The organism is Desulfosarcina ovata subsp. ovata (genome assembly GCF_009689005.1).
In the GTDB taxonomy this organism is placed as follows: domain Bacteria; phylum Desulfobacterota; class Desulfobacteria; order Desulfobacterales; family Desulfosarcinaceae; genus Desulfosarcina; species Desulfosarcina ovata.
The window spans coordinates 6873661-6886922 of the sequence record NZ_AP021879.1; the positions used below are offsets into that span (position 1 = coordinate 6873661).

Below are 13262 nucleotides of genomic sequence, written 5' to 3' on the forward strand. Positions count from 1 at the left end.
CTGAGAAATTAAGCGATGAAACCGTCATTTTTACTGAAGCGGCTGTTGGCTTTCATACTGGCGCTTGACCTGATTATTTTCCCGATGACCCTCGCCGCGCAAAATATTCCCGGTTTTTATGGGTCCTCAGGCACTCTGGTGCAGCCATCGGCCAACCAACTGCCGGTGATCCAGAGTATCGTCAGCAACGTATCCAGTCTGGAGCAAGTGGGGAATAACAAGCTGATCGTTCACCAAACGAATGATAAAGCCGTTCTGGAGTGGAAGTCATTCGACATCGGTGCCAATGCCTGGACCCACTTTGACCAACAGGGCAATACCAATTGGTCGGCCCTCAACCGTATTTACGATCAAAATCCCAGTCAGATCTTCGGGCGACTGACCGCCGATGGAAGCGTTTACCTGATCAACCAGAACGGCATTCTTTTCAGCCAGGGGTCGAGCGTGGATGTGCATGGGCTGGTGGCTTCCTCCTTGAACATCGCTCAGGATGCGTTCGAGGACGATTTGATGACCTTTGCCGCCGAAAATTACCAGGGGGTGGAAGGTTACGACGCATCGGCCGTGGCGGTTTCCAATCACGGAACAATAGAAACGGACAACGACGGTACGGTGATGCTCATCGCATCCACCGTGGAGAACAATGGCACCATTACTGCTCCTTTGGGCACCATCATTTTGGCGGCCGGGTCCGAGGTCGCGGTTACGGAAAATGAAACGACCGGCGGGGAAACCTATACGGTCAGCTATAGCGGATCCGCCACCGACCAAGCCGTTAATTTCGCCGACGGCTCCCTGGATGCATACAGTGGCTATATTGGCATGTTCGGACAAGTGGTCAATCAAGAGGGGCTGGTCAAGGCGGTGACGGCCATCCGCCAGAAGGGCCAGGTCGTGTTAAAAGCCAAGGAGGCACTGGTTCTCGCCGAAGGCAGCCTCACCAGCAGCCCCATATCCGAATCGGATGAAACCGTTACGGAGTCTTCGACTTTTTCGACCGGAAAAATTACCCTGGAAAGCGAAGGCACCATCGACGTTAAGGGATCGATCGTCGCACCGTCCGGCGATATCGTTTTGAGCGGCGATGAGCGGGTGTATCTGGATTCGAACGCCCTGGTTGACGTCAGCGGCAGTTGGGTGGTTTTGCCGGCCGAAGAGGCGGTGGCCAGTGTTCAGCTCAACAGCGTCGAACTCAAGGACGACTACGCCCAGAAGGACAGCATCCTGCAAGGGCAGACGATTTATTTCAATCTGGTGGAAGGGTCGAGCATCGGCGATGTCTCCGGTACGCTGACCACGGATGAGAAAACCGCCCTAGAGCGCAGCACGGCCGGCGGCAGCATCGAGATTACCTCTGCGAACGGCGACGTCATCGCCCGGTCCGGGTCGACCATCGACTTTTCGGGAGGCGGATGGGTTTATCTCGATGGTGTGACCAATACAACGATTCTGATTTCGGGAACCGATGTCTATACCATTGCGGATGCACCCGATAGTTTGGATTACGACACCATAATCGGCCCCGACAACCTAGTTACCGACACCAATGAACGTTTCGGCATGTCCACATCCTACGACGGTGTCTACCATACCGGGTCAGCCAGTGCCGTCGGAAACTATTTTGAGGGGTATATTCAGGGAGATGATGCCGGTTCGCTGACCGTCATTGCACCGGTCGTGTTGCTCAATGGTACGTTGGACGGATCGGTCACGACCGGCGTCTACCAGACCGAGGATTCCGAGGACAGTGATGAAAACGGTTACCAGAGTACCCTCGGAATTGAACGTCCCGAGGCGGGCCAGCTGATTGTCGGCGGGGCTTACTCCGGCGGCTATTGGGAAGATCGAGACCCGGTGATTACCGCGATTACCATCTCATCGGAGAGCTGCCTGCTGGGAGACGATTTCGATTCGTCCACCCATCTTTCGGAATATTTAGCGAATTATATAGACAATTGGTCCGGCGAATCCATTGTATCGGCTGAGCTTTTAAGCGAATCGGGATTAAACGACATCACCCTATCGGTCCGTGAAAGCGTCGTTGTCGAGGCCGATGCAGTAATCGAGTTGGATTCGACCGGTTCCCTGACGCTGGCCGGACGGCATATCGAACATTATGGCGAAATTATCATTCCCGAGGGCAATGTCAGCCTGGTTCTGTCCAACAACAAGAGTGCCGATGAAGACAGCGATTCGTACGTCGATGCCGAAGCCCTTGGATACGAAAGAATTTATCTGGGCACAGGCAGCCTCATCGACGTCTCCGGGGAGCAAGTCGATTTGACCGAGGTGGCGCAACTGGATGGTGTAGCTTCGGATCCGGGGCAGATCGACGGCGGCACGGTCATCCTGGCGGATTGGACCGATTCTGGTGAGGGTGTGATGGTCATGCCGGAGGCAGCGATCGATGTCAGCGGCGGATGGCGGATCGACGGGGATGGGACAATCAGCGGCGGCAATGCCGGAACGATCGAGATCTCAGGTTCATCGATTTACCTGAATGGTGACCTTTACGCCTACGCACTTTCCGATGCTGATGGGGGCACTCTCGATCTGCATACCGAAGGGATTACCGTGACGGCGGAGACCCAGGTGTCGGCTCTGCCTGAGGATTTCGGGGCCACCGATCCATTGACCGATGATATCGCTGAATTCCTGGCCATTAGCGACGATCAGATCGACATCACGGGGGCTTCGGTGATCAATCTGACGAGCGTGACCGACTTGGTCGTCGAAGACGGAGTGGTTCTGACGCCGTCCACCTTGAGACTGACCGGCCCGGAACTGAGCGCCGACAGCACCGACGAGGAGGATGCGGCGAATTATACCGCGGCTGAGACATCCCTCACGGCAGGTAACGGCGAGGCAATTGTTCGGGTGACGCTTGACGAGGTCGGCGAATCGGCCATCTCCCTTCGTGCAGGAAAGACGTTGAGCAGTTCTAACTGCGAGTACATCCTTCCAAACGAACTGACCGATCAGAATGAACTGGCCACGGTGCGCATTGATGCCGAAACCATCGTGACGGTTGCGCCCCAAGGCACCATCGACATTACTGCTCCGTCCGTGGACATTGCCGGGCAGGTATCGGCCCCGGCAGGCACCATCGAACTTGAGGCCACATCAGCGGATAGCGGCATGGCCTTGACAATCCAGTCTGGTGCGCTGGTTTCAGCTACCGCCGACAACCTGCCGGTCGAGCAAACCCTAACGACTGCGTCGGACGCGGCGTACGAAGCCTTAGACGGTGGAACGATTTCTCTCACTTCAGCCGGAGACCTGATCGTGATGGCGGAGGCCGTCCTGGACGTGTCCGGATCTGAACCGGTGGGTTCCCTGTATCTAACTGCAGATGGTACCTATCAATCCCAAACCGTCGCCGGGGCGCCGGGGACCATTGAGATTACCTACCTCGATGAATTTATACTGGAAGGCGAACTTCGGGGAGAGGCTACGCTGGACAGCATGCACGGCGGGACCCTCTCCGTGTATAAGTCCGCCGTGAACGAGGCTTATGAACTTCAATCTGCAGTGCTTGAGACCTACATCCGGTCCGGATTCGACGACATCACCATGGCTAGTGCCTGCGAATTGATTTTTACTGACGACGTGGACGTGAGTCTCGAGCGTAAACTGACCCTGGACGCTCCGGTAATCTCGACGAGCGGCCAGACTGTTACCCTGACCGCCCCGTGGCTCGTACTGACCAATACCTACCTGCCCGATGACGAGACATCGCCCACTGTGGAGTCCGGTGATTTGAGCCTTTCCGCCGACTGGATCGACGTTGAAGGTGCCGTGACGCTCTCCGGTTTTGCGACTGTAAGCCTGGAGGCCGGTGATGATCTGCGTCTTGAGGATTATTATTACACCACCAGCGATTTGAACGAATGGTGGGGGCTTCTCGAAACCGGGGCGGACATGCTTATTGACGCCGACCGGGTCTATCCTACAACCGCAACCCTTTTTTCCATTGTGACCACAGGCGATGTCACCACCCTGGCAACCACAGCCGATGACTCGACCAATCCGGTCTATTCCGCGTACGGCAGCCTAACCCTGGAGGCCGCCAACATCCAACACAAGGGGCGCTGGTACGCCCCCATGGGCCAACTCGAACTGACCGCTACCGGCGAAGACGGACGCATCTACCTGGACAGCGACAGTGTCCTTTCCGTGTCCGGAGAGACATCGGTCAACTACGGCTTTTTTGACGATGAGGGCATCGTCTGGCAGGTGACGGACAAAAGCGCCACCACAGGTCTATCCACCACGGTCGATGTGGCCCCGGAGACGGCGGTAACTTTGATCGGAGAAGAGGTGATCCTGCAGGATGGTGCCAGTGTAGATATTTCGGGCGGCGGCGAGATTTTTGGGTACCAATGGCTTGCCAGTGTCAATGGCTCCTCGGACCCGCTGGATGGGGTTTCTGTGATTATTCCCGGTTATTCGGATTCTCTCCCTGGCGAGGCCGTCTACCTGGCGGGCAACGAACTGATCGAAGCGGGCGTTTATACGCTTCTCGACGAATCCTACGCTTTCTTGGAAGGAGCGATGATCATTGAGGACCTGGGGACGGTCACAAACGCTTTCAATACGACCCAGTCCGATGACGGTTATGCGGTGAGCACAGGATATACGATTATCGCAGGAACCGATTTCACCGCCTCCCAGCAGCATTTCTACAGTGTTCGTGAAGCTACGGATGTCTTGGCCGAGGGAACTTTCAGCATCGAGCGGATTACCGTTGGCGACGGCGGTGATTTCTCGGTCACGGCCGATACGATCGTGCTCGACGGCACCTTCGAGGCCTCGGCCCTGGACGACAGTTACGAGGGCGGCACACTATCCATGGCCAGCACCAACATTATAATCAGCACGGTTGGTTCCAGTCTGCCCGACGATTTCGCTTACACCAACCAATTACCGGACGATGTGGCGGGAAGCCTGTACATCGATGCGAACGAGATCAGTGACGGCGGCTTTAATGACGTTACGCTCGGCGACGTGAGTCTTACCGAGAGCGTGGTTTTTGAATCTGGTTCTTCCCTGGAGGCGGCCAACATCACCGTCACGGCCACCGACAGTATTGTTGTCGAGGCGGACAGTTCGCTCAGCGCCACTGACGAAGACGGGGGCGTGCTCACGCTCGATTCCTCGGATGGAAGCATAACGGTTGCCGAATCCGCCACCCTTCATGCCACCAATGAAATCGCAATCGATACCTCCGCCATCGACCTTGACGGAGACGTTGTCGTGGACAACAGTCTTTTAAGCCTCCTTGGCGATACAATTGTCATTTCTTCCGATAGCGGCGGCCTGGTGTCCCTGGATGGTTTGATCATCGACGATGAGCTATGGGAAAAAATCAAAGCGATTGACACTATCAATCTGTCCAGCCGATCGGAGATCGACTTCATGGGCGATGTGAACCTGGCGGCCGACGGCATCCTGATCCTGGACAGCGACAGCATCGTTCTTGACGGCGGCAGCGTGACCGTAGCAGCATCCCAAATCATCCTGCAGAACACCAGCCTGACCGGGGAGACCTTTTCCGATATTTCCGGGACTTCCTCGTGTGATACGGGGTCGATCTCGTTTGCCGCCGACGACATGACCATCACGCTTGGGGAAATGGCCGATGATGACGCCGATGACGATGCCTATAACAGCCTGGCGATTTTGGGGGCCGCCGACCTGAGCATCACCGTTACCAACAACCTGGTGGTGGCCGGCGAGGGCACACTGTCCACCGAAGGTGACTTGGAAATCGAATCGGCTGCCATCGTCACAACCCTGATTGAAACAACCGGCGATGAGGCGGACGATACCACGGAGATAACGGCGGCCAATATCGTCCTGGCCAGCAGCACGGGAACCATTACCACCGCTTCCAACGGCAACACGGCCGACACGGACACCGGCTACGGCGGAGCGATCACCTTACAGGGTGTCTCAATTGACCATGGCGGGACGATTTTAAGCCCTTCGGGCACGATTACGCTGGCGGCCACGGGTTCGGATTCCGGCGACAATGTCGTCTTGCGCTCTGGATCGACCCTGGATGCGGCCGGCACGGAGAACGCCGCAGGGGGTACAGTGAACCTGGAAAGCAGTCAGGGGGCTGTGGAGGTAGCAATCGGGGCTGTGGTGGATGTCTCGGCCGGCGATCAGGGGGACGCGGGAACCGTTTCCGTTGTGGCCCGGAACGGCAGCGTGCAACTGTTGGGCAATTTCTACGGTCAGGCCAATGGTGGAACGGGGGGCAGCTTCGTGCTGGACAACCTGACCATCGACGATTTCGCTCTCCTGTCCGATTTGTTGACCGGCAGTGGATTCAGCGAGGATATCGATCTGCGGGCACGCACAGGCGATATCGCGATTGACACCACGGACAGTCTGGCCGCCTCCACGATTACCCTGGTCGCCGATACGGGCAGCGTGACCGTGGCGGGCACCCTGGACGCATCCGGTGCCTACGGTGGCGGGTCTCTGGAGATCGACGCCGGCCAGGATATCGTGATCAGCGGCATGCTCAATGCCCAGGCCACGGATGCGGGCGACGGCGGGGAAATTGGTCTTTATTCAACGCAAGGGTCCATCGATATTCGTTCCGGCTCTGAAATTATCCTGAGCAGTTCTGGAGAGAATGCCACTGGCGGGAGTTTGTATCTGCGTGCCCTGAGAACCAGCGACAGCCTGAAGGTCTCCCTTGCCGGCGATATCACGGGTGCTTCAAAGATCACCGTTGAAGGATACGCGGCGGATGAAAGCACCACGGTTACCTCGACTTACCTCGACGGACTCGTCAGCGATGCTGCTAATTGGCTAACCAACCTCAATTTTACATACACAGCGGAAGGCGTCGACGATATCTTCACGGTCATCGCGGGCATTGAGATCGATTCGGAAACCGATCTGAGCGTCAGCGAGGCTGTTGATCTCTCCGATTACGAAAGTCAAATCGGTTATGGCGTTTTGACCCTGCGCAGTGCCGCCGACCTGACAATCGACGAGAACATCACCGATATTCGCACTGTCGATTTAACAACACTGCGGGAAGATACGGCACAAGACACTTGGAGGATCAATCTGATCGCCGGTGCGAACCTGACGAGCAGTGACCCGCTGGCGACAGATGCGTCCACTGTTACAGGAACGCTGACGATTGCAGACGGCGTGTTGGTCTATACCGAAAGCGATGCTATTCGTTTCGCTTCGGCCGGTGACACGATAGTGGGCACCGCCGGATCACTGGATCCCATGAGTAATTCTTCAATGGATTACAACATCGGATCGTTCAGCGGGTCGGTGTACGGCTACACCGGGGGAGATCTAATAATCAAAGCCGACCGCAACAATGGAAGCGGCATTCAAACCGCTACCGGGGACATTCGACTGGTCGTCGAAGGGGATCTCTCCCTTACCAGCGGCAACTACACGGGAGCGATTCGTACGATCGGCGAAGCACCTATGACTTCCGAGACTTTCCCCGAAGCGACACCCGCAGAAATGGCTCTCTTCTATTGGGAATATACCAACGGGGGGGATATCGTCCTGAATATCGGCGGGGATATCAATGGACGTACATTGAAAAAAGATGCCTGGGACGCTAGTTCACTCGATATCTACTACCATGCGGATTATTCGGACGGAGGCGCTAGGGGCATCGTCACCATGGCGGGCGGCAGTATCGCCATCGACGCCGCAGGAGACGTCACCTGCGCCGCAGGAACCTTCGGCCAGGGTGATCTGAGCATCAATGCGGGCGGCGATCTCAACGGCCGGTTTCTGATCAACGACGGACGTGCCAGCCTGAACACCATGGAAAACTTCGGCCTGCTCGAAGGACTTGAAAATCAGCCCATCGAGGTATTCGGTGCCGAGGTCGAACTGACCGCCCAGGGCAGCATTACCCTGGGGACGATACTGAACCCGACCATCGCCAATGACGATTTCAATTATGACGCATCATGGATGTTGGGTTATACCACGGAAACCGCTGTGTCGCTTTCCTCGATACGTGGTGATGTCACCCTTACCGGGATATCAAGGTTTTATTCGTACTCCCAGGAGAAACAGATGTCGAGGGGACGGATACTGCCCGCCTCGCTGACCATCGATGCCGCCGGCGATATCATTTTGGAGAACTCTTTTTACATGGTGCCATCGGCGACGGGGAACCTTTCGTTAACCGCCGGTGGCGATATTCGGGCCGATTCCGACGCGGACCGATCGTATACGGTATATATGTCCGATATGGCCCTGTCGTTCGTTTATTGTTCGATCTATGGCGATTTCAATGCAAAAGATATCGCCGATGCACTCGTCTCTGCCAGTAAATCGGAACATGCTGACTCCATTTTGCATTTGGATGATGAGATACCGGTTGTCATTACCGCCGGCGGAGATATCCGCAACCTGAATGTGAACATTCCCAAGGCCTCGGAAATCATTGCCGGCGGCGACATTCAGAACCTGTTTCTCTTTGGGCAAAACATTGATGCGGATGACCTTACGATCGTATATGCCGGCGGGGATATCATCTACACGACTTCTATTATAACGACGTATAACAGCGGTATCGAAATCGGCGGGCCTGGTACCGTGATCGTCGCCGCCGGAGACAGCATCGACCTGGGAAGTTCCGAAGGAATTAGACTGGTCAGCAGCAGCTATAACACGGCACTGTCGAACTCGGAAATGACGCTCTATATTTTCGCTGGGCTTGGGCTGGATGCAGAAGCGATTATAGACCTGGTCGGTGACACGGCGATGTTTTTTGAAAGCCTTAGAGAAGAAGGCGAGGTATACAGTGAGGCTTTGGCTGAAGGAGACGACATTAACGCGCAAGAAATTCTCGATGAGATCAACGCTACTATTATCGATTCTTACTTTGCCGGGACGGCTGCAGAAGACAGTGGAATAACAGGCAACATAGATATGGTCAATTCTGAGATCAACGCAAAAGTCGGGGTGGGTGATATTTATATCGTGGCTACCGGGGAAATCAACGTCGGCAAATCCACAATCTCTTCGTCCAGCGATGAAGGTTCAAATACAGGTATTTACACCACCTCCGGCGGTGCCATCAATATCTTTGCCAACGGGGACATTAATGTCAATGAGTCTCGTATTATGACATTCCTCGGTGGGGAAGACGATATGGGAGACATCACCGTTTGGTCGCAGGAAGGAAATATTAACGCGGGTAAAGGGTCTAAAACAGCGATCACGGCATCTTCGCCGAAACTTGTAGAAGATGAAAACGGCGAACTTAAAATACAATGGTCTCCCCCATCGGTGGGCAGCGGCATACGTTGTCTGACCTACGATCCGGACGGCCCTGAAGGGCCAATAGATCAACCCGATGCGGGAGATATCTACCTGTTCGCACCTGCCGGTGAGATCGATGCTGGCGAGGCGGGCATTGCAGGAAGCAATATCATCCTGGCGGCGATCGAGGTTGTCAACGTCCAAAATATTGAAGTGGGCGGAACCGCTGTGGGGGTTCCCGACACCTCCCTGGCCGCGACCAGCCTGGGCGCCCTTGCCGGATCGGGGGCGGTTTCCGAGACCAGCAAAATCGCAGAGGAACAAGCGGGGTTGGCCAATGCCCAGGAACGCTTTTCAAAATTCGTCGAAGACATCTCCGGGAATCTGGTACCCAAGTGGATCGCCGTGGAGGTGGTCGGTTTCGGAGAGACGGATGACACAACCGATTCGTCGAGTGAAGATTCCGTCAATGACTAGTGGTTAATTGCCGATTCGGCAGTTCTAATGCGGAGGCATGTGTGAGAAGAACAATCGCGGCATTTCTATGTTGGCTGGTATTGATAACCATGGGCTTTACAACCCTGCCGAACATCTGCTCGGCCGAAGAGGGGTGGTGGAACGAGGGCTGGCAGTATCGGCGCAAGATCAGTTTCAATACCACACCGACGGGTGCGGACATCCAGGAGAACCTCAGTGACGTGCCGGTGCTGGTACGGCTGCATTCGGGCAATTTCAGTTTTACCAGCGCCCGTGACGACGGGGGAGACATCCGTTTTGTCGCCGGCGACGACACCACTTTGCTTAAGCACCACATAGAAAGAATCGACACCCTGGATGAAATCGCGCTGATCTGGGTGAAGGTGCCGCGGATCGGCGGCGGCAGCGACCAGGGATTTATCTGGATGTATTACGGCAACGAAAACGCGCTCGGCGGGCAGGATTCCGGTGGTAGTTTCGGAGCCAGCCAGGTGGGGGCGTATCACCTGGGAGAGGTGGAGGGACTGCCCCAAGATGCCACGGCCAACACCAACCATGCCGTCGTCTTCTCCGGTGGTCAGGGACTTCCCGGTGTAATCGGTAACGGCGTTGCGCTAAACGGGGCCGGTGACCGTATGGAAATCGCCGCCGCGCCGTCCATGGATTGGTCGGCCGGCTTCAGCCTTTCGGCCTGGGTGCGCATCAACCTGTCCCAGACCGATGCCTGGCTTTTCTCCCGGCAGGACAGTGATACGGCTTTTGTGGTGGGTATCGATGGCACCAAGGTGTATGCTGAGATTACCGTTGCGGATGGAAGCCGAAAGGTCGCTACCGACCAGAGCACCGACCTGGCGTTGGGTTCCTGGCATCTGGTCACGGTTACCGGCACGCCAGGCGGCCGGCTGTCGATCCATCTCGACGGGATGGAGATGACCTGGACCGATTTGCCCCGAGATTTTTCCCTGCCGGGTGGGGACATCGTCATCGGCGATGCCGACGCTGGCGAGCATGGTTTCATTGGCGATCTGGATGAGGTGGGAATATATACCCAGCCGCTTTCCAACGACCGTATCAGAACTTCTTTTGCCACTCAGGGCCCCGAAGGCCTGATGCTGGCTTACGGCCCGGAAATCATGGGCGGTGGTGGTGGCGTGCCCGCGTTTTACCTGGGGACGATTTTGAGAAACATCACCATGGACGGCCTGATCGTTATCGGCCTGTTAATGGTGCTTTCCATCATCAGCTGGCTGGTGTTTTTGAGTAAAACCGGTTTTCTCTACCTGGCGGGCCGTGAGAACAGGAACTTCCTGGCCGCTTATAAGGCCAGCGACGATCCGGCGGGGACGCTGATCGAGGGCGGCAAGCTTAATAATTCCAACCTTTACCGCATCTACCGGGCCGGATATGCGGTGATCGAAAAATATTTGCGGTCAGAGAAGGCTGGATCCGCTGACGCCACTGGCGCCGGTTTGTCCGGCCCAACCCTGAAAACCCTGCGAACGGAGCTGGAGAAGAACTTCATCAATGAGACCAAGCGGCTCAACAGCAATCTCACCGTGCTTACCATGGCCATCTCCGGCGGTCCTTTTCTGGGGTTGCTGGGAACCGTATGGGGCGTCATGAACACGTTTGCCGCCATGGCCGAGGCCGGTGAGGCCAACATCATGGCCATTGCCCCGGGTGTGGCATCGGCCCTGTCCACAACTGTCGTCGGGCTCATCGTGGCCATTCCGGCCCTTTTCGCCTACAACTTTCTGGTCAGCCGGATTAAGGACATTACCGTGGATCTGACGGTTTTTGTCGATGAATTTGCCCTCAAGGCTGAAAACGGAAGCGGAGACACAGCATGAGAAGAGACCTTTTCGATCTCCAGGGATTTGACGAAATCAACGTCACCCCATTGCTTGACCTGGCCTGGACCCTCCTTGTTGTTTTTATCATCGCCGTTACGGCATCCATCCAGGGTATCAAAGTCAACCTTCCCAAGGCCAGCAATACGCCAAGCCTGGTCAAACCAAAGACCAAAGCAATTACCATCGACGCCAGCGGCCAGTTTTACCTGGATGCCTATCCGGTCACCCTTGCGGAAATGGAAACGCGCCTGCGCCAATACAAAGCAGTGGACCCCGATTTCCCGGTGGTCATCAAGGGAGATGCGAAAATTTACTATGAAAAAGTGGTCGACGTATTGGACCTGATGCAGCGGTTGGAGATCACCCAGATGGGCTTGGTTACCCAGCGGCTGGTGAAATAGGCGGACTTTGAGAAGTGAACCGTGAGTGTCCGCGGGGGAAGGGGACGGCAACGTTGCCTCTGTCCGGTGTCGTGCGGGGTCGCGCTGGCAAAAAACCGGATGAACCCAACGCACCAAACGATAGAACAAGAAAATAATGCGTGCGAAACGGGCCAAAGCGATCAGACGGGCCGGCCGAATCGCTCCTCCGTGTGGGCAAGGTAATGCATCCAACAGGCAGTTGCTGGGGTTCGGCCGTAAACTCCTGCTGATCGCCGGGTTGATGCTGATTCCCATCAGCTTGATGCCGGAAGCCTGGTTTGGCCCAATCAACCGGGTCACCGCCCTGATGGTTGGCAATTTGCTGCGATTGTTGCCGATAGGAACGGTTGTTCACGGTAACTATGTCAGCGTCGACGGGTTCAGTGTCACTATTATCGCCGAGTGTTCGGCCATTCATCTGTTTGCCTTGTATACGGCCTTTGTGCTTGCTTTTCCGGCAACCCGCGCCGAGAAATGGATCGGCTTTGCAGCCGGCACCGCTGTGCTGATGGCCCTGAATATCATCCGGATTGCGATCGTGGCCCTGGTTGGCCGGTATTTTCCGCATCGGTTCGACCTGGTTCACATCTACCTGGGGCAGCTGGGCATGCTTGTGGCAATGGTGGTCGTCTGCCTGTTATGGTGTCACTGGCTCGCCGATCCAGGACAAATGGATCGCCCGATCGGTTTCCTGATCCGGTTTCTGATTATCTCCAGTTTGCCTTTTCTGCTTTGGGTACCACTCAACCGACTGTATATCATAATCATCGATACGCTGATCCAGTGGCTTTTCAGCCTGGTTTCGCTTCACCTGGAAATGCCGCATGCCCACCATCTGTACTCTCAGACGTTCAGTCTGATCGCGCTGGGCAGTCTGCTGATGGCGGCCAAAGGCGCTGGCCTGGCCCAACGGATACGCTGGGCCGGCATCGGTTTTGTGGTGATCACCCTGTTTCAACTCGCGTTCCGGTTGTGCAACCTATGGATTACGGCCTTTCAGATGGGGTGGATGAATGCGGTTGCGCAAATTGTATACAACGTTTGTGTCTACCTTCTGCCAGCAGTCATTGCACTGCTGTTTTTGATGCAGACAAGTCTTCAGCGCACCTTGTGTGCCCGGAACACACCTGTCGGCTGATCAGTTTTTGCATACACCTAACATTCCCCAAACATTCAGCTTGTAGAAGGCGATCTTCAGGTTGAAACCGTTTCGGCATCTTAGATTATATCCAGC

4 protein-coding genes are annotated in these 13262 nt (G+C 55.8%); all 4 read left to right on the forward strand.

The window, feature by feature from the left end; genetic code table 11:
• Positions 1 to 15: 15 nt before the first annotated feature.
• The 4 genes from GN112_RS30180 to GN112_RS30195 all read left to right on the forward strand — a co-directional run bounded on the left by GN112_RS30180 (position 16) and on the right by GN112_RS30195 (position 13166).
• A complete protein-coding gene (locus GN112_RS30180; RefSeq protein ID WP_155313537.1) occupies positions 16 to 9753 on the forward strand; it encodes a filamentous hemagglutinin family protein in 9738 nt (3245 codons plus the stop codon).
• A gap of 41 nt (positions 9754 to 9794) precedes the next feature.
• The gene (locus GN112_RS30185) at positions 9795 to 11603 is read left to right on the forward strand and encodes a DUF2341 domain-containing protein (protein WP_155313538.1); all 1809 of its coding nucleotides are present in this window, start codon (positions 9795 to 9797) and stop codon (positions 11601 to 11603) included.
• Positions 11600 to 12007 (forward strand): ExbD/TolR family protein, encoded by a 408-nt coding sequence (locus GN112_RS30190; RefSeq protein WP_155313539.1) that lies wholly within the window; start codon positions 11600 to 11602, stop codon positions 12005 to 12007. The genes GN112_RS30185 and GN112_RS30190 overlap by 4 nt, the downstream gene beginning before the upstream one ends.
• Positions 12008 to 12143: 136 nt before the next feature.
• Positions 12144 to 13166: an archaeosortase/exosortase family protein gene (locus tag GN112_RS30195; RefSeq protein WP_155313540.1), complete on the forward strand. Its 1023-nt coding sequence runs from the start codon at positions 12144 to 12146 to the stop codon at positions 13164 to 13166.
• Positions 13167 to 13262: the final 96 nt, after the last annotated feature.

Excerpts from the sequence above, each read along its gene's own strand:
- GN112_RS30195 (WP_155313540.1), top strand. The coding sequence starts at position 12,144 with ATGCGTGCGAAACGGGCCAAAGCGATCAGACGGGCCGGCCGAATCGCT.
- GN112_RS30190 (WP_155313539.1), top strand. The coding sequence starts at position 11,600 with ATGAGAAGAGACCTTTTCGATCTCCAGGGATTTGACGAAATCAACGTC.
- GN112_RS30180 (WP_155313537.1), top strand. The coding sequence starts at position 16 with ATGAAACCGTCATTTTTACTGAAGCGGCTGTTGGCTTTCATACTGGCG.